The sequence below is a fragment of the Rugamonas apoptosis genome (assembly GCF_014042355.1).
Taxonomy (GTDB): Bacteria; Pseudomonadota; Gammaproteobacteria; order Burkholderiales; family Burkholderiaceae_D; genus Rugamonas; species Rugamonas apoptosis.
The window spans coordinates 13,423-36,807 of record NZ_JACEZU010000004.1; the positions used below are offsets into that span (position 1 = coordinate 13,423).

At 66.4% G+C, this 23,385-nt stretch carries 18 protein-coding genes; 14 read left to right on the forward strand and 4 right to left on the reverse strand.

Annotated elements, in window-relative coordinates; all coding sequences use genetic code 11:
- Positions 1–11: 11 nt before the first annotated feature.
- The gene (locus H3H39_RS09395; protein ID WP_182153118.1) at positions 12–1,160 is read left to right on the forward strand and encodes a DUF444 family protein; all 1,149 of its coding nucleotides are present in this window, start codon (positions 12–14) and stop codon (positions 1,158–1,160) included.
- Positions 1,157–2,542, forward strand: a complete 1,386-nt coding sequence (locus H3H39_RS09400; protein WP_182153119.1) for a SpoVR family protein — start codon at positions 1,157–1,159, stop codon at positions 2,540–2,542. The genes H3H39_RS09395 and H3H39_RS09400 overlap by 4 nt, the downstream gene beginning before the upstream one ends.
- Positions 2,543–2,594: 52 nt before the next feature.
- On the opposite strand, the gene H3H39_RS09405 is transcribed toward H3H39_RS09400, so the two are convergent.
- Both H3H39_RS09405 and H3H39_RS09410 read right to left on the reverse strand, forming a co-directional pair.
- Positions 2,595–3,674, reverse strand: a complete 1,080-nt coding sequence (locus H3H39_RS09405) for an SDR family oxidoreductase (protein WP_182153120.1) — start codon at positions 3,672–3,674, stop codon at positions 2,595–2,597.
- Entirely contained in the window at positions 3,662–4,942 is a 1,281-nt protein-coding gene (locus H3H39_RS09410; protein WP_182153121.1) for a nucleotide sugar dehydrogenase, read from the reverse strand. The genes H3H39_RS09405 and H3H39_RS09410 overlap by 13 nt, the downstream gene beginning before the upstream one ends.
- 166 nt (positions 4,943–5,108) lie before the next feature.
- Between H3H39_RS09410 and prsT the strand changes: the two genes are divergently transcribed.
- The 3 genes from prsT to H3H39_RS09425 are packed head-to-tail and all read left to right on the forward strand — an operon-like array spanning position 5,109 to position 10,774.
- Entirely contained in the window at positions 5,109–7,925 is a 2,817-nt protein-coding gene (gene prsT / locus H3H39_RS09415; RefSeq protein WP_182153122.1) for an XrtA/PEP-CTERM system TPR-repeat protein PrsT, read from the forward strand.
- Positions 7,926–7,928: 3 nt separating this feature from the next.
- Positions 7,929–10,028, forward strand: coding sequence for a hypothetical protein (locus H3H39_RS09420; protein ID WP_182153123.1), 2,100 nt, complete (start codon positions 7,929–7,931; stop codon positions 10,026–10,028).
- Complete coding sequence (locus tag H3H39_RS09425) at positions 10,025–10,774, forward strand: S1 family peptidase (RefSeq protein WP_182153124.1); 750 nt, start codon at positions 10,025–10,027, stop codon at positions 10,772–10,774. Before H3H39_RS09420 ends, H3H39_RS09425 begins: the two co-directional genes overlap by 4 nt.
- Here H3H39_RS09425 and H3H39_RS09430 read toward each other — a convergent pair whose 3' ends face one another.
- Entirely contained in the window at positions 10,775–11,518 is a 744-nt protein-coding gene (locus tag H3H39_RS09430; RefSeq protein WP_311196884.1) for an N-acyl amino acid synthase FeeM domain-containing protein, read from the reverse strand.
- A gap of 151 nt (positions 11,519–11,669) precedes the next feature.
- A complete protein-coding gene (locus H3H39_RS09435; protein ID WP_182153125.1) occupies positions 11,670–12,290 on the reverse strand; it encodes an XrtA/PEP-CTERM system exopolysaccharide export protein in 621 nt (206 codons plus the stop codon).
- A gap of 202 nt (positions 12,291–12,492) precedes the next feature.
- Between H3H39_RS09435 and H3H39_RS09440 the strand changes: the two genes are divergently transcribed.
- The 9 genes from H3H39_RS09440 to H3H39_RS09480 are packed head-to-tail and all read left to right on the forward strand — an operon-like array spanning position 12,493 to position 23,377.
- Complete coding sequence (locus tag H3H39_RS09440) at positions 12,493–14,022, forward strand: XrtA system polysaccharide chain length determinant (RefSeq protein WP_182153126.1); 1,530 nt, start codon at positions 12,493–12,495, stop codon at positions 14,020–14,022.
- 12 nt (positions 14,023–14,034) lie between these two features.
- Complete coding sequence (locus H3H39_RS09445; protein WP_182153127.1) at positions 14,035–14,796, forward strand: XrtA-associated tyrosine autokinase; 762 nt, start codon at positions 14,035–14,037, stop codon at positions 14,794–14,796.
- A complete protein-coding gene (locus H3H39_RS09450) occupies positions 14,780–16,312 on the forward strand; it encodes a TIGR03016 family PEP-CTERM system-associated outer membrane protein (RefSeq protein ID WP_182153128.1) in 1,533 nt (510 codons plus the stop codon). Before H3H39_RS09445 ends, H3H39_RS09450 begins: the two co-directional genes overlap by 17 nt.
- A 15-nt stretch (positions 16,313–16,327) precedes the next feature.
- Positions 16,328–17,485: a non-hydrolyzing UDP-N-acetylglucosamine 2-epimerase gene (gene wecB / locus H3H39_RS09455; RefSeq protein ID WP_182153129.1), complete on the forward strand. Its 1,158-nt coding sequence runs from the start codon at positions 16,328–16,330 to the stop codon at positions 17,483–17,485.
- Positions 17,482–18,345 (forward strand): XrtA system polysaccharide deacetylase, encoded by an 864-nt coding sequence (locus H3H39_RS09460; RefSeq protein ID WP_182153130.1) that lies wholly within the window; start codon positions 17,482–17,484, stop codon positions 18,343–18,345. The genes wecB and H3H39_RS09460 overlap by 4 nt, the downstream gene beginning before the upstream one ends.
- 47 nt (positions 18,346–18,392) lie before the next feature.
- Entirely contained in the window at positions 18,393–19,400 is a 1,008-nt protein-coding gene (locus H3H39_RS09465; protein WP_229217977.1) for a FemAB family XrtA/PEP-CTERM system-associated protein, read from the forward strand.
- A 2-nt stretch (positions 19,401–19,402) separates the two neighbouring features.
- Positions 19,403–20,632, forward strand: a complete 1,230-nt coding sequence (locus H3H39_RS09470) for a TIGR03087 family PEP-CTERM/XrtA system glycosyltransferase (RefSeq protein WP_182153132.1) — start codon at positions 19,403–19,405, stop codon at positions 20,630–20,632.
- Positions 20,629–22,191, forward strand: coding sequence for an exosortase A (xrtA, locus tag H3H39_RS09475; RefSeq protein WP_182153133.1), 1,563 nt, complete (start codon positions 20,629–20,631; stop codon positions 22,189–22,191). The genes H3H39_RS09470 and xrtA overlap by 4 nt, the downstream gene beginning before the upstream one ends.
- Positions 22,178–23,377, forward strand: coding sequence for a TIGR03088 family PEP-CTERM/XrtA system glycosyltransferase (locus H3H39_RS09480; protein WP_182153134.1), 1,200 nt, complete (start codon positions 22,178–22,180; stop codon positions 23,375–23,377). The genes xrtA and H3H39_RS09480 overlap by 14 nt, the downstream gene beginning before the upstream one ends.
- Positions 23,378–23,385 lie beyond the last annotated feature (8 nt).

Sequence of the window (23,385 nt, forward strand, 5' to 3'; positions counted from 1 at the left end):
GGAGACTGGCCATGGCGCAGGCGGACGCCCCCCGGTGGTACCAGCTCTTCTCGCGCGGCGCGCGCGACTGGCTGCGGCATAACGACAAGCTGCGCGAGGCGCTGCAAGGCCAGCTTCCCGCCATGATCAGCGCCGGCGACGCCATCACGTCCGGCCAGCGGCGCACGATACATGTACCGCTGCCCTTGTTGACCCATGCCCGCCTGCGCCTGGCGGATGGCCACAGCCAGCTGGGCGTGGGCCAGGGCGGCGGCCAGCCAGGCGAGCTGTTGCGCCCTGCCGGTACCAAAGACACGCCAGCCGGCCAGGGCGGCGGCCGCGACGGCACGATGCGCGTGGAACTGGCCTTCTCCATGGACGACATCATCGACTGGCTGTGGGAAGAGTTCAAGCTGCCCGACCTGCAACCGCGCCGGCTGGCGCTGCTGACGCAGCCCGAACTGCTGCGCGAAGGGTGGGACAAGCGTGGTGCCCGCTCCAGGCTGGACCGCCGCCGCACGGTCAAGGAAGCGCTCAAGCGGCGCGCCGTGCAGCCCGCAGGCGCGCCCTTCACCAACGAGGACTTGCGCTTTCGCCAGCTTGTAAAGCGGCCCCGGCCCGCCTGCGCGGCCGCCGTGTTCTTCGTGCTGGACGTCTCGGCCAGCATGACGGAGGTGCAACGGTCGCTCGCCAAGACCTTTTTTTTCTACGCCACGCAGGGCCTGCGCCGCCACTACCAGCGCGTGGACATCCGCTTCATCGCCCACACGGCCCACGCGTGGGAGTTCGCCGAGCGCGATTTCCTCCAGGCCAGCGGCGACGGCGGCACCCTGGCGTCCAGCGCGTTCCAGCTGGCACTGACGCTGATGGACCAGCATTACGGCCCCGACAGCCACAACTGCTACCTGTTCTACGCGTCCGACGGTGAGAACTTCACCGAAGACCGCAACCACGCGGGCGCGCTGCTCACCGCCTTGTGCGGCCGCTTGAACTATCTGGGCTACGTGGAGACACTACCCGGTATGCCGCGTGGTGACGCCAGCGAGATGACGCGCTTGTGCGCGGAACAGGCGCGGCAGGGGCGCCCCATCGGCTACGGCAGGCTGGCCAGGGGCGACGATGTCTGGCATGCCTTGCGCACCTTCTTCGCGGGGCAAGCCGTGAACGGAGCATCGTCGTGAGCCCGTCCGGTCATGCCGATTGGCAGGCTGGTTTTGAACGGCTGGCCCGAGCCCAGGGACTGGACTGCTATCCCATCGATTTTTCCGTGGTGCCGGCGAGTTTTATGCTGGAGATCGCCGCGTACGGATTGCCGATACGAATGCCGCACTGGTCGTTCGGCGCGCGCTATGTGCATCAACTGGTGCGGCATCACATGGGCCACTCCCACGTATTCGAAGTGATGTTTCCAGGCGACCCATGCCGCGCCTACCTGCTGGACAGTAATAGTGCGGCGGAGAACGCGCTGGTGACAGCCCATGTCATCGGCCATGCCGACTTCGTCAAACGCAACGCGCTGTTCCGGCATTGCATGGACATGACGGGCGGCCACGTTCTGGAGCGCAGCGCTGTGCGGGCGCGGCGTGTGGAACAGGCCATCGCGCAATATGGGCCACGCCGGGTGGAAACCGTACTGGATGCCGCCTTGGCGCTGGAATCCCATATCGACGTGCAGGCGCCGCTACATCGGCCAGACCATGAGACGCCGCGCCCGGCGCCACCGCCATCGCCGTCCATGGCCGACACAGCGTTCTGGCGACGCTACCGGGCGCTGGTAGGCGCCCCACCGCTTGCGGCGGACACGGCGCGTCCGGGCGAGTCGCGGCCCTCCCCTGAACCCGACTTGCTGTGGTTCATCGCCCACCACGGCCCCGAGCTGGAGGACTGGGAACGGGAGATTTTCCTGGCCGTGCGCGAGGAAGCCTACTATTTCTACCCCGTCCATGCGTGCCAGATCATGAACGAGGGCTGGGCCTCGTATTGGCACGCGCGCCTGCTGCGCGAGGCGGACTTCCTGCCGCAGGCGTGCTGGGTGCAAGCCATAAAGTCGCATTCCGATGTCGTCAGCCCGTATGGGGACGGAGCGGGACAGGCGCTGTCGATCAACCCCTATCATCTGGGATTCGCCCTATGGGAGCATATCGTGGCGCGCGATGGCCTGGCGGCGGCCTGTCGTGTGTGCACGGACGAGGACGATACTGGGTTCATCCGCAACCACCTCGATCGCGAACTGGCGGACCAGCTGGATCTGTTCGTCCACGCTACGCGCGCGGACGGCGAGACGCGGATCATGAACCGGGATCTGCACGCCATCCATGAAGCCATCCTGGCCCCCACCTACCACTACGGGGCCCCCAGCATCGTCGTCTCGCGCCTGCACCATGACGGCAGCCTGGAGTTGACGCATGACGCGCGGCGCGATGGTCGCGGCCTGGATGTGCCGCAAGCGGAACAGGTGCTGGCGTATATCGCCAAGGTGTGGCGCCGGCCGGTCGTACTCCATACCGTCGATTTTCGGGGCGTGCCGCGCGCCATCCGGGGCATGCCAACGGCGCTGCCCTGAGCCCGGCGCGTTGTGCGAGCTGGCAGCCGCGCCGGCAGACGGGCCGGCGGCGCTAGGCCGCGACCGGCCGTTGGCGCAAGTACCAGCGCAGCGCGAGCCGCAAGCCGCGCCGCAAGTCATGGGTGGGGGCATAACCGAGCAGGCGGCCCGCCTTGTCGATATCGGCATGGGAATGTCGTACGTCGCCGGCGCGGAAGGCTCGGTATTGGGGCGCCAGCACGGGCAAATCGGGGCGGCGTTCGGCCAGCAATTCCGACAGCAGGCGATGCAGCTCGTTCAGGCTGGTGCGCGAATTGGCCGCCACGTTGTAGACTTCGTTGACGGCGCCGGCTTGCTCCGCCAGCGCGGCCAGCAAGTTTGCCTGCACCACATTGCCCACGTAGCAGAAGTCGCGGCTGGTTTCGCCGTCGCCGTTGATCTGGACCGGACGGCAAGCCAGCATGGCCGTTATCCACTGGGGAATCACGGCCGCGTAGGCGCCCGCGGGGTCCTGGCGCGGCCCGTAGACGTTGAAATAGCGCAGCCCGATGGCTTCCTGGCCATAGCAGCGGGCGCACACGCCGGCATACAATTCATTGACATATTTCGTCAACGCGTAGGGCGATAATGGCTGGCCGATCACGTGTTCGACCTTGGGCAAGGCGGTATGGTCGCCATAGGTGGCGCTCGACGCCGCATACACGACGCGCCGCACGCCCGCCGCGCGGGCGGCTGTCAGTACATTCAGAAAGCCGCCGATGTTGATGTCGTTACACAGCTGCGGCTGCTCGATCGACCGTTGTACCGAGCCCAGCGCGGCCTGGTGCAGCACGAAGTCCACCTGCGTGCAAGCTTGCTGGCAAGCCGCGGGATCGCGGATATCGGCCTGCAGCAAGCGGAACCGTTCCCACGCATGGGGGCCAACACTGTCGCGCACCTGGTCCAGATTGTGGGCGTGGCCGGTCAGGAAGTTGTCCATGCCCGTCACCTGCTGGCCCAGTTCCAGCAACGCTTCCAGCAGATGCGAGCCGATGAAGCCGGCCACGCCCGTGATCAGCCAGTGATGGCGCTGGCCTTCCAGCCGTTCCCGCACCCGCTGGTAGGCTGATTCTGGCAAGCCGTGCTCGCCGCCGTGGGTGCTTACAGTCTCCATACGTTCAGGCCGCTGTCGCGCAGGCTGCGCTGGTCGAAGTGGGCTTTGATATCGATGAAGCAACCGGCTTCCGTGACCTTGTCCTGATACTGGACCAGCGGCCGGGCCAACAGTTCCCGGTGCCCGACGGCGCTGATCAGCGCGTCGGCGCGCGGCAACTGTTCCCAGCTTTCCAGCCGCAAGCCATATTCATGCAGCGCTTCCTCGGGATCCGCCACCGGGTCATGCACATGGACCTGCAAGCCATACGATTCGAGCTCGCGGATCAAGTCCACCACCTTGGAGTTGCGCAGGTCCGGGCAATTTTCCTTGAACGTCAGCCCCAGCACGTTGACGCAGGAGCCCTTCAGCTTGAAGCCGGCCCGTACCATTTCCTTGACCGCCTTCTCGGCCACGAATTTGGCCATGCCATCGTTGATGCGGCGCCCGGCCAGGATGACCTGCGGATGGTAGCCCAGCATCTCGGCCTTGTGGGTCAGGTAATAGGGATCGACGCCGATGCAATGTCCGCCCACCAGGCCTGGGCGGAACGGCAGGAAATTCCACTTGGTGCCGGCCGCCTGCAACACTTCCAGGGTGTCGATGCCGAGCCGGTCGAAGATGATGGCCAGTTCGTTCATCAGGGCGATGTTCAGGTCGCGCTGGGTGTTTTCTATGACTTTGGCCGCTTCCGCCACCTGGATGCTGGAAGCCCGGTGCACGCCGGCCGCCACCACCAGTTCGTACAGCGCCGCCACCCGATCGAGGGTCGCGCTGTCGTCGCCGGCCACCACCTTGCGGATGGAGGCGAGCGTATGTTCCCGGTCGCCGGGATTGATGCGCTCGGGGGAAAAGCCGACGTGAAAGTCGTGCCGCCAGCGCAGCCCCGAGCAGCGTTCCAGGATGGGGATGCAGATTTCCTCGGTGGCGCCCGGATAGACGGTCGACTCGTAGATGACGATGGCGCCCGCCTTCATGTTGCGCCCCACGCTTTCGCTGGCGCCGACCAGCGCGCTAAAGTCGGGACTGTGAGCGCTGTCGACCGGGGTGGGCACGGCGATCACGATGTAGTCGGCGGCGGCCAGCGCGGCCGGATCGCACCCCATGCTGAGCCACTTGGCGGCCGCGAACTGCTGCGCCGACACTTCGCCGGCCGGATCCACTCCGTCGCGGTAGCTCGCCACCTTGCGTTCAGATAGATCGACGCCGATGGTGTGCCGGTGCGCGCCAAACGCCACCGCCAGCGACAAGCCCACATAACCCAGTCCCACTACCGCCACAACGTCCATGCCTTCCTCCTGTTGAGCGCCCGTCCAGGCTGTATGCGGCCCTACCGGCGGATGGGCGCGACGTCCCGATTGTACGGATCGGCGCCGGCATGCCGTTGAGATAGCACAAGCCGCATGCCGCTCGCTGCCAATGCGCGTACCTTTGCGCCCACTCAAGGAGCCCCGCGTGCAAACTTCCTACCCTAGCGTGATCGATTCGGAGGAGAACCCCATGCCCAGTTTGTCATCCAGCCTGAGGGGAAGGGCCCGCCTGCTGCTGGTAGCGGCGCTGTCGCTGGCGAGCCTGTCCGGTTGTGGCAGGTTGAAGGACGACGCCACCTTGCTGGCGGAGGCCCGCGATTACCAGTCGCGTGGCGAGCCGAAGTCGGCCATCATCCAGGTCAAAAATGTGCTGCAACACGACCCCGGCCTTGGTGCGGCCCGTATCCTGCTGGGACAGCTGTATCTGGAAGTGGGCGACCCCGTCTCTGCCGAAAAGGAGTTGCGGCGGGCCGATCAACTGAAAATGCCGTCGGCCGACGTCCTGCCCGCGCTGGGCAGCGCGCTGGTGCAACAGGGGCATTACGAACAGGCGCTGGAACGCTTGCCTGACGATCCGGCCCAGCCGCGCCAGCAGGCGGTACGCGGTGATGCGCTGCTGGGTTTGGGCCGTCTGGACGCGGCCCGCACCCTGTTCGAACAGTTGCTGGTGCGCCAGCCGTCCAACCCCAGCGCCCTGTTGGGATTGGCCCGGATCGCCCAACGCGAGCATCACCCGGACGCCGCCCTGTCACTGGCGGACCGCGCCATCGCCGCCACGCCGAACGAGCCCGGCGCATACCGGCTGCGCGGTGAACTGCTGCAGGCGCAAGGCAAATTCGAGCCTGCGCTGGTGGCGCTGCGCCAGGCTGCGAAGCTGCGGCCGCAACTGGTCCAGGCGCGCGTGGACATCGTGGCGCTGTATGTGCAATCGGGGCAGTCTGCCTTGGCAAGGACGGAACTGGTCGCCGCGCGCAAGCTGGCGCCTGGCAGTCCTAAGCTAGCATACCAGCAAGCCCTGCTGGATTTTCAAGAGCGCAAGCTGGACTCGGCCCAGGAGCAACTGCAACTGGTGTTGCGCGCCGCACCGGACCATCTGCCCAGTATCTTGCTGATGGGCGCCGTGGAACTGGGCAGGGGCACCCTGCCCCAAGCGGAACAGCATCTGCGGCGCTATCTCGACGCCTACCCCGGCCATCGTTACGCGACGCGTTTGCTGGCCACGATCGCTGTGCGCAATGGCAACGCCGGCGAGGCGATACGCCTGCTGACCCCCATGCTGGCCGGGCAGCCGGACGAGCCGGCAACGCTGGTCCTGGCGGGCGAAGCCTACATGCAACTGAAGCAATACGCCAAGGCCAGCGCCATGTACCAGCAAGCCAGCACACTCGCGCCCGCATCCGCCCCGCTGCATGCGGCGCTGGGCCTGAGCCGCATGGCCATGGGCGACACGGACGCGGCGCTGGCGGAACTGGAGCGCTCCGCGGCCATGGATGCGGCCAACCCCCGTCCCGGATTGCTGCTGGTGCTGGCCCAACTGCGCAACGGCAAGACCGACCTGGCCCTGCGCACCATCGCCAGGATGGAGCAGCACCAGGGTGACAATGTCCTGGTCGACAACCTGAAGGGGGGTGTGCTGCTGGCCAAACAAGATCGGACAGCCGCGCGCGCCAGTTTCCTGCACGCCTTGTCGCATGATCCGCACAGCCAGGCGGCGCTCGACAATCTGACCCAACTGGACCTGTACGAACAGCATCCCGAACAGGCCCGCCAGCGCCTGGAGGCGGCGTTGGCCACTGACAAGAAAAACGTCGACTTGATGACGGCCCTGGGTAGGTTGGCGCTGGTGCAAGGCCAGCTTGGCCCGGCCAAGACTTGGCTGGAACGGGCCGCCAGCACCGCGCCGGACGCGCCAGCACCGGCCATCGCGCTGGCCCGGTTCTATTTGCAATTTGGTCCGGCGCAACAGGGGCTGGTCATCGCGCAAAAGTTGCAGACCAGCTTGCCCCAACAAGCCGACGTGTTGCGTTTGCTTGCCGATGCACAAGGCGCGATGGGCAATGGCGACGCCGCCCTCGACAGCTGGAACAAGCTGGCCCTCGTGCAACCGGGAAACGCGTCCGTGCAACTGCACATCGCCAGCGCCGAGCTGGCGCTCAAGCACACGGCGACCGCCGCGCACAACCTGGAACGGGCGATCGCCTTGCGGCCCGACTATCCGGAGGCCCAGGCCATGCTGGCTGGCGTGCAAATGAGCCAGCGCCGCTACGGCGCCGCGCTGGATATTGTCCACGCCATGCGACGACAACATCCCGACAGTCCTCTGCCCTACAAACTGGAAGGTGACCTGTTGATGCTGCAGAAGCAAGCAGCACCCGCACTGCGCGCTTACCAGCGCGCCTATGATCTGCACCCGTCCGGCCTCATGGTGATCGCCATCCACGACGCCCAGCACATGGCTGGCGACGCCACGGCGGCGCACGCCGGCATGGCGCGTTGGCTGCGCGGGCATCCCGACGACCAGGCCGTGCGCGTGCGCTTCGGGGAAAGCTTGCTCGCGGACCGCGACTATCCAGCCGCGCTCGTCCAGTTCGAGCTGGCCGTTCAGCAAGATCCAAACAACATCATCGCCTTGAATAATTTGGCCTGGATCTGCCAGCAGCAGCACGACCCGCGGGCCGCCGGTTTCGCAGAGCGCGCCGTCAAGCTGGCGCCTCATAACGGCGCCGTGCTCGATACGCTGGGCTGGATCCTGAAGGAACAGGGACAGACAGCGCGCGCACTGGCGCTGCTGCAACAGGCCAGCGCGGCGGCACCAGCATCGACGGAAGTGCGCTATCACTACGCCATGTTGCTGGCGGACGCGGGCAAACGGCAGGATGCGCGGGCCCAATTCCAGCAACTGCTGGCTAACAAGGACTTCGGCCGCCGCGAGGAAGTCCAGTCCTTGCTGGCCAAGTGGTAATCCATGCGCGCCTGGCCCTGCCATGTGGTATCCATGTTGGCCGGCGCGGGCCTGGTGGCGACGCTCACCGACTTTCCGCTTGAGCGCAGTTGGCTGGGCCTGATATTGCTAGGCTATGGCGCCGCGCTCTGCTGGCGGCCCCGCCTCTGGCTGCTGCTGTTGCCGGCGCTGCTGCCCACGCTGGATCTGGCGCCCGTGACCGGTTGGTTCTTCATCGATGAAAGCGACCTGTTGCTCATGGTGACCGTCATGGTGTGCTACGCGAGCACACCCCGCCTGGGGCCCGCCGGCGGCAGGGAGCAAGCCGCGCGGCTGCCGGCGGGCGTGATGTTCTGGCTCTGCCTGCTGGCGCTGGGCTGGGCCATTGGCATCTGGCGTGGCGGCCGTCCATGGCCACCGCCGGACGTGAACGGATTCAACAACTATTTGAGCCCCTACAATGCCTTGCGGGTGGGAAAAGCATGGGGCTGGGCCATGCTGCTGTGGATGCCGTTGCGACGCACGGCCGGCGCACAACTGGAGGGTTTGTTCCGCTATCTGGTGCCGGGCATGCTGGCCGGCCTGGCCTTGGTGACGCTGGCCGATGTGCGCGAACGGGCCTGGTTTCCCGGCTTGACGAATTTCGCCAGCGACTACCGGACCACCGCCCCCTTCTCCGCAATGCACACGGGCGGCGCCGCATTGGATGGCTATCTGGCCTTGTGCGCCCCACTGCTCGCCTTCGCCTTCATGTCCGAACGCCTGGGGGTCGGCCGCGCACGCTGGCTGTCGCTCCCCTTGTTGGCAGGCACGGTCTACGTCAGCCTGACCACGTTTTCCCGTGGCCTCTACCTGGCCCTGGCGTTGGCTTTGTTGATATTGCTGGCCGCGCAGTTGCGCCGTGCGGGGCCGCGTCCCACGCTCGTGCTCGGCACCGCCGTGGCCGCGGTGGGCGCGCTGGCCTATGTTTGCCAACGGGCCTTCCTGTCATATGGCTATCGCGGACTGGGCACGACCTTGGCGGCCGCCGCCGGCGGCGCCCTGCTCCATTCCTATGCGACCCTCGCGCGCGCGCGGGCGCCGGCGGGTGCGCCAGTGCCGCCAGCCACGTGGCCTTCCGTGCAACTTGGCCACCTGTTCGCCGGCCTGTTGTTGATCGGCGTTTCCGTGCCGATCTGTAACAGCTACTATGTGATGGAACGCTTCAGCAGCAGTGTGGGTGACTTGCGCCTGCGCGCCGTGCATTGGCGCCACACCCTGCTCATGATGGAAGCGGATCCGGTGGCGCCATGGCTGGGGATGGGATTGGGCACCTTTCCGGCCACGTACTACTGGCACAATCCAGGCCGTGAACAGCCGCCCAGTTACCGCTACATCGACGAGCACAACAACCGCTACCTGCAATTGAGTGCGTCCGCGTTCACGCATGGCTATGGTGAACGCTTGCGCATGCTGCAGCGGGTCGACGTGCGGCCTCAAACGCCTTACCTGGTGGAGCTGGACGTGCGCAATCCCGGGCCACCGGCCTACCTGCACATCAATCTGTGCGCGCGCCTGCTGCTGTATCCGGAACGCTGCACGGCCACGCCCTTGCCCATGCTGGCGCATGGCGATACCTGGCGCCATCTGCGATTTCTCGTCAACTCCACCTTGCTGGGACAGGGTCCGCCTTACTGGCGCGTGCCGGTACAACTGGAGTTGTCGCTCGAAGGGCAGGACGCGCGACTGGAGGTCGACAACGTCAGTGTGCGTGACGCCATCACCGAGCACGAGCTGTTGCGCAACGGCGCCTTCACCGACGGTAATGACTACTGGTTCTTCAGCAGCGACCGCTACCATTTACCCTGGCACATCAAAAATATAGCGCTCAACCTGTATTTCGAACTGGGCGCCCTGGGCCTGACGGCCTACGCCGGCCTGTTGCTGACGGTCGTCACGGGATTGCTGCGCCGCATGCTGATGGGTGAGCGTGAGGCGGCCGTCTGGCTGGCATCATTGGCCGCGTTTCACGCCGTCGGCCTCTTCGACAGCTTGCTCGATGTGCCCAGGATCGCCCTGCTGTCGATGTTGCTGCTGTGCGCGGCGGCGCTGCGGCCTGGACGGACCAAGGGGGCATCAGCATGAAATTGTGGCCTTGGGTAGTCATGGCGCTGGCCGGGCCGGCGTCAACGGGGGCGGAGCTGGAGCAGGTGATCGAGCATGCCAAACCTTCCATCGTCGGCATCGGCAGTTACCAGAAACTGCGCACTCCGCCCCTCACCTTTGTCGGCACCGGCTTCGTGATCGGCGATGGCCTGACCGTGGTCACGGCGGCCCATGTGCTGCAGGACTTGCGCAACGCCGACGCCTCCCAGGTGTTGGGCGTACTGGTCGGCCAGGGCGACGGCGCCCAGTTTCGCGCGGCGTCCATCAGCGCGCTCGACCAGGAGCACGACCTGGCCCAGTTGCACATGGCTGGCACGCCGTTGCCCGCCATGCGCCTGGGCGATTCCAGCACCGTGGCGGAAGGCAGGCTGCTGGCCTTCACGGGCTTCCCGCTGGGGATGGTGCTGGGTTTGCATCCCGTCACACACCGGGGCATGGTGTCGGCCATCACGCCCGTGGCCACGCCGCCCGTCAGTTCCGGCAAGCTGGATGCACGGCTGGCCAGCCAGCTGCACCGGCAAGCCTACCCGATCTTCCAGCTGGACGGCACGGCCTACCCGGGCAACAGCGGCAGCCCGCTGTACGACACGGAGACGGGGTTGGTCTATGGCGTGATCAACATGGTGTACGTCAAGGGCTTGAAAGAGGCTGCCATCGCCACACCGAGCGGGATCACCTACGCCATCCCCGTCAATTACCTGCGCGGCCCGGCGCCGCATCCCTGACTAGGTCCGTCCCTGCATCAGCCGGGCCGTGATACCGGGCTCATCCCACGTGGGGAAGAAATAGGGATAGAAAGAACGTTCATTGCTCCGTTGCTCCATGAGTCCGCCAAATTGACGGATCTGTTCCCCCATGTAGGCCAGGTCCAGGCGCAGCAGCACGGCCGGCGCGCCCACCCGGGTGCACGGCCGCTCGCCGCCAAAATCGCGAAAGCCCAGCATGCGCTTGTAGAACATCACATGGCGAGGATTGACTTCGATCACGTAATCCGTATAGCCATGGATGTTGTGGGCGTAGATATACGATATATGGATCAGCGCGGCGAACACGCGCTTGGATACGCCCTTGTCGATCGCCAGCCGCGACGGTTCGCACAAACGCCGCTGCTGGGACCGCAGTTCGTCCAGCATGTCGCGGAAGTTCTCGTCGGCCGGCAAGCCCACGTCCTCACTGTCGAGGCACAACGACATGGTGCCCACGGTGTGGCCGTCCGTTTCGGCGAACAGCGTGATCTTGTTGAGCGCGTGGCTGACACCGGGATCAACCGCGTAGCCGCGCCAGCCGTACATTTTTTTCAATAGCAGACTGGCCGCCTCGCGCCGGCCATGTGAATTGGCCATCCGGATATGGAACGTCTGCTGGTCGATCTGATCGTCTGGCGCGTCGCTGGCGCGTCCTTCGCCCACCACCAGGTCACGCAGACCTGAAACGGCTTCGAAGGAAATAATGGTGTCGTCTTCTTGCACGATGGCATCCCCCTTTGGTCGGTGCACCCCGTGCCGAGTTAACTTGCGCTGGGGCTCATACACTTCTGACCGCCTGTCCAGAGAGAAAGTTCCCGAAAAACGTGAATATTTTTTTGCCAGTGAGGGGATGTTCACTTGCATGCAGCAAGCTTCAGAACAGGCTTTCCGGGATCACCAGCACGTCACCGGGAAGCATGGTGACATTGGCGGAAATGTCGCCATCGCGCAGCAAATCCTGCAGGCGCACGGGCACACTCAGCTGCCGGCCATCGAGCATGCGGATGATGTTGGCCTTGTTGCCGGCCGCGAAATCGGTCACCCCGCCCACGGCGATCAGCACGTCCATCAGCGACATGCCTTGCCGGTACGGCAATGCCTGCGGCTTGGCCGCCTGGCCGATGACGCGGATCTGTTGCGCATACGGGCCGACAAAACTGGTGACGATGACGGTCACCATCGGTTGCTGGATATATTTCTCCAATGCCTTTTCGACATCGCGGGCCAGTTGGGTCGATGTCTTGCCCGCCGCCGGCATGTCCTCCACCAGCGGCGTGGTGACCTTGCCGTCCGGACGCACCGGCACGCTGAGCGACACTTCGGGATTGCGCCACACATTGATGGTCAGCATGTCGCCGGCGCCAATCGTATAGTCCGCCAGGGGCGGCGTCGCCTCGGGCGGCGCGGACGGGCGGTGCGCACAGCCGGCCAGGGCCAGCGATGCGGCAAAGATGACCGGCAGCCAGCCACCGGCGCTACGGATATGAATGGACATCACGTCACTCCTCGTTACAAGTCGTGGACCAGGCTCCACCTAACGCTGTCTATGATTCAGAAAACCGCGCCGGGTGCTGTTGATTTGCCTCAAGCACGGGACAGGTTCGAAATTCAGACTTCGATGTCAATCCTATAATTCGCTCTCAAGAGCAACGTCTTGGGGCACGCCTCAAGCACAACCGCCGGGGAGTAACTGGGCCATGCAGGAAATAATCAGCCAACTGCTATCCAGCCTGAAAGGGATATGGAAATATCGCTGGCAGGGATTGGCCATCATGTGGCTGGTCGCCGTGCTGGGCTGGGTCAAGGTGGCCACGCTGCCGGACGACTACCAGACCACGGCCCGCGTGTTCGTCGATACCCAAAGTATCCTCAAACCGCTGCTGGCCGGTATGACCAGCGTACCCAACGTGGAACAGCAGGTGGCCATCATGAGCCGCACGCTGTTGAGCCGGCCCAACGTGGAGCGTGTGATGCGCATGGTGGACCTGGACTTGAACGCCAGTACCCCGCGCGAACACGAACGGCAACTCGATGAGTTACTGAGCCGGATCAAGATCGGCGGCACCGGCACCTTCGACATCTACACCATCACCTACAACAACAAGAATCCGCGCCTGGTGCGCGACGTGGTGCAGTCGCTGCTGACGATTTTTGTCGAAGGCAGCCTGGGCGGCAAACGGGGCGAGTCGCAAAAGGCGGTGCAGTTCATCGACGAACAGATCAAGAGCTACGAGGACAAGCTGGTGGCGGCCGAGAACTCGGTCAAGGAATTCAAGCTCAAGCACAACGTGCTGCTGCCCCGTGAAGGGGGCGACTATGGCGCACAACTGCTGATGGCGGCCGATGCACTCAACAGCGCCCGGCTGGAGCTGGCCGAGGCCGAACAGGCCCGCAACGCCATCAGCAGCCAGATCAGCGGCGACGAACCCATCCTGGGCGCCGACCTGGATCCGGCCGCCATCGCCAATCCGGAACTCGACGCCCGCATCGCCGTGCTCAACAAGAACCTGGATGCGCTGCGCATGCAATACACGGAACAATATCCGGACATCGTGGCCGCCAAGCGCCTGGTGGCCCAGCTCGAAGCACGCAAGGTGGAGGAAAGCAAGCTGCGCGCGGCCAGCAGCGATCCCGGCAAGAATTACAGCCCCATGTTGCAGCAGCTCAAAGTGTCGCTCACAGAAGCCGACGCGCGGGTGGCGTCCATCAAGGCACGGGTGCGCGAATACGAGGCGCGCAGCGCCAGGCTGCAATCGCGGGCCAATGCGGTGCCGGAAGTGGAATCGCAACTGGCCCAGCTCAACCGCGACTACCTGATCAACAAGGATAACTACGAAAAGCTGATCGGCCGGCGCGAAGCGGCAAAATTGTCGGGCGACCTGAGCACCACCACCGACATGATGACCTTCAAGATCATCGACCCGCCCACCGTGCCCGTCACGCCCGTCGGCCCCAACCGCGGCTTGCTGTACAGCGCCGTGCTCGGTGGCGCCATCCTGATCGGCAATGCCGCCGCGCTGCTGATCAGCCAGATCCGGCCCACCTTCCTCAGTCCCAGCGAATTGCGCGAGCAGACCGGCTTGCCCGTGCTCGGCACGGTGGCGATGAACTGGACGGAAGCGGGCAAGCGCCGGCGCAAGCGCGCCCAATACGCGTTCGGCGGCGCGCTTGGCATCCTGCTGTGCGCCTATGGCGGCGTGATGGCCGCCACGCTACTCAAATTGTAAGGGACCCTGGCCATGATGAACACCGATACCGTGCCCGCCGCCATCGGCGCCAACCGCCTGGTTGAAATCAACCTGGACCGCCTGAGTCAAATGGGCATGGTCACGCAAGATAGCGGCCGCACCAGCGTGGCCGAGGATTTCCGCATCATCAAGCGGCCGCTGCTGCGCAACGCCCGCGCTGAGACGGGCGGGGGCGCGATCCGGCATGGCAACCTGATCTTCATCACCAGCGCCCTGCCCGGCGAAGGCAAGACCTATTGCGCCGTCAACCTGGCCATGAGCATCGCCATGGAAATGGACAACACCGTGCTGCTGGTGGACGCCGACGTGGCGCGCCCGTCCGTGCTCAAGGTGTTGGGCCTGGGCTCGGCGCCCGGCTTGATGGATATCCTCACGAACGACCAGCTCGGCCTGCCCGAGGTGATTCTGCGCACCAACGTCCCCACGCTCAGCATCCTGCCGGCCGGGCGGCCGTTCAAGCACGCCACCGAGCTGCTGGCCAGCCGCAGCATGAGCGCGCTGTTGACCGACATCGCCGAACGCTACGCGGACCGGATCGTCATCTTCGATTCGCCGCCCTTGCTGATCACGACCGAGGCCAGCGTGCTGGCCACCCAGATGGGCCAGATCGTGATGGTGGTGGAAGCGGAAACCACGACCCAGCACGCGGTCCAGGAAGCCTTGCGCCGCGTCGAACAATGTCCGCACGTGAACCTGATCTACAACAAGACCAAAGAGTTCCCGGGCGGCCAATACTATGGCTATTATGATTAGCGCACCATGGCGCGGACCTCGGCACTGGTCGTGGGCGGTGGTGGCGCTGGGCATCCCGGCGTCGGCCACACCGGCCGATTGGACGATTTCGCCCAGCGTACGCGTCGGCGAGAGCTATTCCGACAATGTGCGCCTGAGTCCGCAGTCCGAGGCCCGCTCCGCCTGGATCACCGAACTGGCGCCCGGCATCGCGGTCGCGGCCACCGGTCCCCGGCTCACCTTGCAGCTCGATTACACGCTGCAGGAACGGCGCAGCACGGCCGAGGCGGCGCGCAGGACCCAGTCGCTCGACGCCGGCGGACACGCCGAACTGCTGCCAGAATGGCTGTACCTGGACGCGCGCACGGCCATCAGCCAGCAAAACATTTCCGCCTTCGGTCCCCAGATCACCGACCCTGGCCAGGACAGCACGAACGCGGTTTCCACCCGCACGGTCAGCGTCACGCCCATGCTGCGCCACTATTTTCGGGGTCTGGCGACGGCGGAGCTGCGCTACGCCTATGAGCGCGTCCGGGCCGACAGCCTGTACGACGTCGACAGCCGCGACCTGCGCCTGAGCTTGAGCGGCGACGACGGCGGGCGCGGCTGGCAATGGCAGGCCAGCGCCGACCACCGCAGCACCCGCGACGTGGCCTCGGTGCCGGTCACCAACAACGACGCGGCCGCCACCTTGCGGGTACCGGTGGACCCCATGCTCACCGTGTTCGGTACCGTCGGCTATGAGCGGGCCGATTATCAGGCGCTTGACACCGCGCCACGCGGGCGCCATTGGTCGGCCGGCGCGGCGTGGCAGCCATCGGACCGGACCAGCGCCTCGGCCAGTGTGGGCCGCCGCTTCTTTGGCCAGACCCACAGTCTGGCGCTGCAACACCGCATGCATACCGTGGTCTGGACCCTCAATTACGACGAGGATATCAGCACCACCTCGGCCCAGTTCCAGCGCCTGCAGCCTGACGTGGTGGGCAATTTCCTCTACCAGCTATGGGCCGTCCGTATTCCCGACCCGCAGATGCGGTTACAGGTGGTGAACGCCTTCCTGCGCCTGTCCCAGTTGCTGGGTCCCTACGCGGGCAACGTCAACTATTTCAGCCACCAGTATTTCCTGCAGAAGCAGTGGAGTGGCGCGGCCGTCTATTCCGGTCCGCGCAGCACGCTCGCGCTGGCGCTGAACACGAGCCGCCGCACTACCCAGACCAACAGCGCCATCGACAGTCCCTTGCTGCCGCCTGGCCAGTTGGCGCTGGACCAGTACACGCGCCAGCGCACCGTCCAGGCCGGGTGGAGCTGGCGCATGTCGTCACGCGACAGCCTCGGCGCCGCCGCCAGCCGCAGCGTGGCCGACGCGCTGGACACAGGCCGCACGGACCGCAACGACAGCGTCAATCTGAACCTGACGCGCCAATTGCAGCCCAAGCTGACGGCCACGCTGGACGTGCGCCACACCCGCCACCGCAGCAATGCGGGCGGCGACTACCGGGAAAACGCCGTCAGCGCGGCCATGATCCTGCTGTTCTGAGAAAGTGCCGCCACCATGTCCATCGCCCCCTCCCCCCCGCCACGCCTGCTGTGCGTCGTCGCCGCCCGCCCCAACCTGATGAAGATGGCGCCGGTACTGGCCGCCTTGCGCCAGCTTGAACCGGCGCCCGTCCTGACGCTGGTGCATACCGGCCAGCATTACGACGCCGCCATGAATGCCCAGTTCTTCAGCGCGCTGGACCTGCCGCCACCCGACATCGCGCTCGACGTGGGCTCGGCCAACCACGCCGTCCAGACGGCCGAGGTCATGCGCCGTTTCGACGCCGTGCTTGAGCAGCAGGCGCCCACGGCAACGCTGGTGGTGGGCGACGTTAACTCGACCCTGGCCTGCGCGCTGGTGGCGGCCAAGCGCAACGTGCCCGTGCTGCATGTGGAGGCCGGCTTGCGCAGCTTTGACCGCGCGATGCCGGAGGAAATCAACCGGGTGCTGACGGACCAGTTGTCCGAACTCCTGTTTACCACCGAAGCGGGCGCCGCCGACAACCTGCTGCGTGAAGGCATCCCCAGCGCGCGCATTCATTTCGTCGGCAACGTGATGATCGACACCCTGCTGCGTTTGTTGCCAGGCGCGCCCGCGCCGGAGCAGGTGCTGGCCAGCCACAACCTGGCCGGCTTCATCGCGCGCGGCGCGCCGTACGCGCTGCTGACGCTGCACCGGGCCGGCAACGTCGATGATCCTCAGCGCCTGCGCGCGCTGCTGGAAATGGCCGGCCGCCTCAGCGCACGGCTGCCCGTGTTGTTCCCGCTCCATCCACGCACGCGCGCCAGACTGGAGCAATTCGGCATGAGCGGCCTGCTCGACCAGCCGCATCTGGCTTGCCTGCCGCCACTCGGCTATCTCGACATGCTGGGCTTGATGCGCGGCGCGCGCATGGTGCTCACCGATTCCGGCGGGGTGCAGGAGGAAACCACGGCCCTGGGCGTGCCCTGCCTGACGCTGCGGGACAACACGGAGCGCCCCATCACCATCAGCGAAGGCAGCAACGCGCTGGCCGGCCGTGACCCAGCCGTCATCCTGGCCCTGTGCGACGACATTCTCCAATATGGCGGCAAGGCGGGCCGGGTGCCACGGCTGTGGGATGGCCACGCGGCGCCCCGCATCGCGGCCGTGGTCGGCCAATGGCTGGCGCAACGGCGGGAGCGCGCGCCATGAACCCGGCCCCGTCGTCCGCACTGGCCCGCCGCAACGCGCTCACCGTCGACGTGGAAGATTACTTCCATGTATCGGCCTTCGCGCCCCACATCGCGCGCGACAGTTGGGACAGCCTTCCGTGCCGGGTGGAAGCGAATGTGGATCGCATCCTCGGCCTGCTCGACGGCGCGGGCTGCCGCGCCACCTTCTTTACGCTAGGCTGGGTGGCTGAACGTTATCCGGCCCTGGTGCGCCGTATCGCCGCTGGCGGCCACGAGTTGGCCAGCCACGGCTACGGCCACGCGCGCGTGAGCGGCATGAGCCAGGCTGAATTCATGCACGACATCAGCCGCAGCAAGCAGCTGCTGGAGCAACTGAGTGGCCAGCCAGTCCGCGGCTATCGCGCCCCCAGCTTTTCCATCGGCGCGGCCAGCCCCTGGGCCCACGCCAGCCTGCAGGCGGCGGGCTACCGCTACAGTTCCAGCCTGTACCCGATCCGGCACGACCACTACGGCGCCCCGGACGCGCCCCGTTTCGCCCACTATCCGGACGGCCGGCAAGGCTTGCTGGAACTGCCAGTCAGTACCATCCGCGTCGGCGGCCACAATCTGCCGGCTGGCGGTGGCGGCTACTTCCGGCTCTATCCCTACCGCTGTTCGCGCTGGGCCTTGCGGCGGATCAATTCGCGCGATGGCCAGGCCGGGATATTCTACTTTCACCCTTGGGAGCTGGACCCCGGCCAACCGCGGCAGCACGGCCTCGCCTGGTCGACCCGGTTCCGCCACTACCTGAACCTGGGCCGGATGGAAGCGCGCATCGGCCGGCTGCTGCACGACTTCGAATGGGGCACGATCGCCGACATCTTCCCGGAGCAGCCATGACACTGGATCGTCCGCCCCATGTCACCGCCCCACCCATCGTCGGCCTGATGGGGACGGGCGACGCCGAACGATGGGATCGCTTCGTGCAGGCCTGCCCCGACGCCACGTTCTTCCATCGGGCCGGCTGGAAGAACGTGATCGAACAGGCTTTTGGCCACCCCGTGTGGTTCCTGTACGCGGAATCGGATGGTGTACTGCGTGGCATCTTGCCGCTGGCCCAGATCCGCAGTCCGCTGTTCGGCAACAGCCTCGTCTCGCTGCCGTTCTGCGTCTACGGCGGCGTTGCGGCGCTCGACGCCGAAGCAGCTGCCGCCCTGGACGCGGCCGCCCAGGCGCTGGCGGCCCGCCTCGGCGTCGACCATCTCGAATACCGCAACCTGGCGCCCCGCCATGCGGACTGGCCGCGCAGCGATATGTACCACACCTTCCGCAAGCCCCTGTCGCCCGAACCCGACACCAACCTGCTGGCCATCCCCCGCAAACAGCGGGCCATGGTGCGCAAGGGTGCGGCGGCCGGCCTGCTCAGCCGCTTCGACGACGACACGGAGCGCTTCTACGCGCTGTACGCGGCCAGCGTGCACCGCCTTGGCACGCCCGTCTTCAGCCGGCGCTACTTTCGTCTGCTGCAACAGGAGTTTGGCGCGGACTGCGAAGTGCTGTGCATCGAACACGGGGCGCAGGCCGTCAGCGGCGTGCTGAGTTTCCGGTTCCGCGACGAGATCCTGCCCTATTACGGTGGCGGCGGCCAGGCCGCACGCGCGCTGGCCGCCAACGACTATATGTATTGGGAAGTGATGCGCCATGCGTGCCAGCGCGGCAGTCGGGTGTTCGATTTCGGCCGCAGCAAGGCCGGTACCGGTTCCTACGATTTCAAGAAGAACTGGGGCTTCACGCCGCAACCGCTGCATTACGAATACCAGTTGCACCGCGCCCGCCAGGTGCCCGCCAACCATCCCCTCAATCCCCGCTACCGGCTGCTGATCCGGGCCTGGCAGCGGCTGCCCCTGCGGCTGGCCAATGCGCTGGGACCTCACATCGTGCGCCAGTTGGGCTGATCATGCGCCACCTGCTCTATCTCACCCATCGCATCCCCTACCCGCCCAACAAGGGCGACAAGATCCGTGCCTGGCATGTGCTCGCCTATCTGCAGCGCCATTTCCACGTCCACCTGGGCACGTTCGTCGATCACCCGGACGACAGGCAGCATGTGGAACGGTTGCGGGCCATGTGCGCCAGCAGCAGCTTCATCTCCTTGCAGCCCGCGCGTGCCCGCCTGCGCGCCTTGGCTGCGCTGGCCAGCGATGAGCCGGCCAGCGTGCGCTATTACCGCAGCGCGCCTCTGCGGCTGTGGGTGGAGCAAACCTTGGCCCGTTTCCCCATCGGCGCGGCGCTGGCCTTTTCCGGCCCCATGGCCCAATACGTGCCGGCCCATGGCGGACACGGTCCGCTGCACCGGGTGATGGACCTGGTCGACGTGGATTCGGCAAAGTGGCTGGCCTACGCCGGCAACCACCGCTGGCCGCTGGCCGCGCTCTACCGCCGCGAAGCACGCTGTTTGCTCGCGTACGAGCGCCACGTCGCCTGCCAGTTCGACCGCACCACCCTCGTGTCCGGCCCCGAGGCGGCATTGTTCCGCACCCTGGCGCCCGAAAGCGCGCACAAGGTCGCCCACTTCCGTAACGGTGTCGATGGCGCTTACTTCGCGCCGGACGCCAGCCATCCCAATCCCTATCCGGCCGGACAAAGCGTGCTGGTGTTCACGGGGGCGATGGATTATTGGCCCAATGTGGAAGCCGTTTGCTGGTTCGCGGCGCAGGTGCTGCCAGCGTTGCGCGCCAGCCATCCTGCGCTCCACTTTCACATCGTCGGCGCCCACCCGACGGCGGCGGTGCGGGCGCTGGCGTCCCAGGCCGGCGTCCACGTCAGCGGCACGGTGCCGGACATCCGCCCCTATCTGCAGCATGCCGCCATGGCCGTCGCGCCATTGCAGGTCGCGCGCGGGGTGCAGAACAAGGTGCTGGAAGCGATGGCCATGGGCCTGCCGGTGGTCGCCAGCACGGCGGCGCTGCAAGGCATCGAAGCCGAGTTGGAGCACGCCGTGTTGTGCGCCGATCAGCCCCAGGCCTGGGTGACCCGGATACACCGGGCCCTGGACCCGGGATACGCCACCACCATCGGCCACGCTGCCCGCCGCTGCGTGCTGGAGCGCTACGACTGGCAGCGCAATCTGGCCAGTCTCGGCGAATTGCTGGGCGTGCGCGCCAGCGGTGCGGAGGCGGCGCCATGAATCGCAGCGCCATGCTCAAGCCGATGGCCAGCGACCTTCGCACGCCATGGCCGCGCGCCGCGCTGGCCAGCCTGCTGGTGGCGCTGGCCGCCGTGATGGCGCTCCATGCCGCCACACTGGCAGGCATGGTCGGGCTGTGGTGGCGTTCGCAGACGTATGCACATGGCTTTGTCGTGGTGCCCGTCAGCGCCTGGCTGATCTGGCGGCGCCGCCATGTGCTGGCGGATCTGGCGCCCAAGCCGTCGCCGCCCGCCATGGCGCTGCTCGCGCTGCTGGGCGGCGGTTGGCTGCTGGGGGCATTGGCCGAAGTGCCGTCGCTGCAGCAATACATGGTGGTCGCCATGTTGGGCGCGGCCACTGCCGCCATCGCCGGGGGCCGATGCGCCCGCGAGATCGCTTTCCCGCTCGCCTATCTGCTGCTGGCCGTGCCGTTCGGCGAAGTGCTGATTCCGCCACTGATCAACTTCACGGCACGCTTCACCGTCACGGCCTTGCAATTGAGCGGGGTGCCGGTGCTGCGAGAGAACAATTACTTAACCCTGCCGAACGGAAACTGGTCGGTCGTCGATGCGTGCAGCGGTTTGCGCTACGTCATCGCTTCGGTCGCCTTGGGCGCCTTGTACGCCTGGCTCAACTACCGCCAACCCGTGCGCCGCTTGCTGTTCGTGGCCGTCTCCATGTTGTTGCCGGTACTGGCCAACGGCGTGCGCGCCTATCTCATCGTGTTGCTTGGCTACGTGAGCGACATGCGGCTGGCCGTTGGCATCGATCACCTGATCTACGGCTGGCTGTTCTTCGGCATCGTCTGCCTGCTGCTGTTCTGGTGCGGCCGCCTGTGGCGCGAAGCCACCCCGGCGCCAGTGCGTCCGCCGCCCAGCTTGACGCCACCAGCCCCGGTCGCGGACGTCCGGCAGATTTGGCGTGCCGCCCTGTACTGCGTCGCCATCACCGCATCCTGGCCCTTGCTGGCCACGGCCATGCAAGCGACCACGGCGCCGCCCGCGGGCGCGCCCCCTCGGCTGGACATCGGCGACCCGCCACCACCATGGCGCCACGTGCCGTGGCAGGCCGATGACTGGCGCCTGCCCAGCGCGCCGCCAGCCCTGTCCTATGCGGCCAGCTTCGGTGACAGCATCGCCCAGGTGACGCTGCAACTTGCCTGGTATCGCCAGCAACGCCGGGGCGCGGAATTACTCACCGCATTCGACCCCGTGCCGCGCGCCCCGGGCCAAGCGGCGTGGCACGAGAGCGTGACGTCGAGCCGCAACGTGACGCTGGGTGCGCGCCGCCTCGCGGTGCAGCAGCTAGAACTGCGTGCCGGCGCCAGACGGCTGCTGGTGTGGCGCTGGTATCGCCAGGGCGGCACCGACACGGCCAGCCCCATTATCGTCAAACTGGCGCTGGCCAAGGCCCGCTTGCTGCGGCAGCCCGACAGCGGCGCCGTGATCGCGATCGCCGCCGCCAGCGACGACACGGCCGACGCCGCCGCGGCGCTGGAGCGCTTCCTGGGCGCCATGCTGCCCGCCATCGAACTAGGGTTACGTCATGCAGACCAATGACAGCGACCACCTGGCCGAGCCCGGCGCCCCCCAGGCCGCGCCGCTGATCGTCCATCTGATCCACCAATTGGGCGTGGGCGGGATGGAGAACGGCTTGATCAACCTGATCAACCACATGCCGCCGGAACGCTACCGGCATGTGATCGTATGTCTGAAAAACGATGCGCCATTCCAGCACCGCCTCAAGCGCGCGGGCGTGGAGGTAATCTGCGTCAACAAGCGCGAAGGCAAAGACTGGGGACATTATCTGCGCCTGTTCCAGGTGTTGAAACGCCTGCATCCAGATTTGATCCACACCCGCAACCTGGCCAGCCTGGAGGGCCAGTTGCTGGCCGCCGCGGCCGGCGTGCGGCTGCGCATTCATGGCGAACATGGGCGTGACCTGAGCGACCTGCAAGGCCAGAATCCCCGTTACAAGCTGTTGCGCAAGGTGTTGCGGCCCCTGATCGGCCACTTTATCGCTGTCAGCAAGGATCTGGAGCAATGGCTGATCGGCACCATCGGCGCCCGCCCGGCCCGTGTGACCCACATCGGCAACGGGGTCGACAGCCTGCAATTCCATCCCCGGCTGGGGCCGCCAGCCGCCGTCGGCCCGCCCGGTTTCCTGTGCGAGGACGCGTTTGTCATCGGCAGTGTGGGACGGATGGCGCCGATCAAGGACCACCAGGCCTTGATCCAGGCATTTCGCCTGTTGCTGGAAGAGGAGGCCGAGGGCTACTCCCGCCTGCGCCTGATGATCATCGGCGATGGTCCATGCCGCGAACCATGTCTCGACCTGCTGGCCCAGGCCGGCATGGCCAGCCTGGCCTGGCTGCCCGGCGCCCGTGACGATGTGCCGCAACTGTTGCGCGCTATGGATGTGTTCGTCCTGCCCTCGCTCAGCGAAGGCAGCTCGAACGCCATCCTGGAAGCCATGGCCACCGGCTTGCCGGTGGTGGCCACGGCCGTGGGTGGCAACCTGGACCTGGTACAACCCAGTTGGACCGGCACGCTGGTGCCGCCGGGCGCCCCGGAGCCGCTGGCCGATGCCATCGCCGACTATTTCCGTATCCCCGGCCTCGCGCAACGCCATGGCGGCCGCGCGCGGCGGCTGGTGCTGTCCGACTACAGCCTGCTGGCCATGGCGGACGCCTACCTGGCCGTTTATGACGCCCTGTCCGCGCCGCCCGTACCACGTTCACGCTGAAGGAGAAA

Excerpts from the sequence above, each read along its gene's own strand:
- H3H39_RS09420 (WP_182153123.1), top strand. The coding sequence starts at position 7,929 with ATGCGCGCCTGGCCCTGCCATGTGGTATCCATGTTGGCCGGCGCGGGC.
- H3H39_RS09460 (WP_182153130.1), top strand. The coding sequence starts at position 17,482 with ATGAACCCGGCCCCGTCGTCCGCACTGGCCCGCCGCAACGCGCTCACC.
- H3H39_RS09425 (WP_182153124.1), top strand. The coding sequence starts at position 10,025 with ATGAAATTGTGGCCTTGGGTAGTCATGGCGCTGGCCGGGCCGGCGTCA.
- H3H39_RS09480 (WP_182153134.1), top strand. The coding sequence starts at position 22,178 with ATGCAGACCAATGACAGCGACCACCTGGCCGAGCCCGGCGCCCCCCAG.
- H3H39_RS09435 (WP_182153125.1), bottom strand. The coding sequence starts at position 12,290 with ATGTCCATTCATATCCGTAGCGCCGGTGGCTGGCTGCCGGTCATCTTT.
- H3H39_RS09450 (WP_182153128.1), top strand. The coding sequence starts at position 14,780 with ATGGCTATTATGATTAGCGCACCATGGCGCGGACCTCGGCACTGGTCG.
- H3H39_RS09465 (WP_229217977.1), top strand. The coding sequence starts at position 18,393 with ATGGGGACGGGCGACGCCGAACGATGGGATCGCTTCGTGCAGGCCTGC.
- H3H39_RS09395 (WP_182153118.1), top strand. The coding sequence starts at position 12 with ATGGCGCAGGCGGACGCCCCCCGGTGGTACCAGCTCTTCTCGCGCGGC.
- wecB (WP_182153129.1), top strand. The coding sequence starts at position 16,328 with ATGTCCATCGCCCCCTCCCCCCCGCCACGCCTGCTGTGCGTCGTCGCC.
- H3H39_RS09410 (WP_182153121.1), bottom strand. The coding sequence starts at position 4,942 with ATGGACGTTGTGGCGGTAGTGGGACTGGGTTATGTGGGCTTGTCGCTG.
- H3H39_RS09440 (WP_182153126.1), top strand. The coding sequence starts at position 12,493 with ATGCAGGAAATAATCAGCCAACTGCTATCCAGCCTGAAAGGGATATGG.
- H3H39_RS09405 (WP_182153120.1), bottom strand. The coding sequence starts at position 3,674 with ATGGAGACTGTAAGCACCCACGGCGGCGAGCACGGCTTGCCAGAATCA.
- H3H39_RS09470 (WP_182153132.1), top strand. The coding sequence starts at position 19,403 with ATGCGCCACCTGCTCTATCTCACCCATCGCATCCCCTACCCGCCCAAC.
- xrtA (WP_182153133.1), top strand. The coding sequence starts at position 20,629 with ATGAATCGCAGCGCCATGCTCAAGCCGATGGCCAGCGACCTTCGCACG.
- H3H39_RS09445 (WP_182153127.1), top strand. The coding sequence starts at position 14,035 with ATGATGAACACCGATACCGTGCCCGCCGCCATCGGCGCCAACCGCCTG.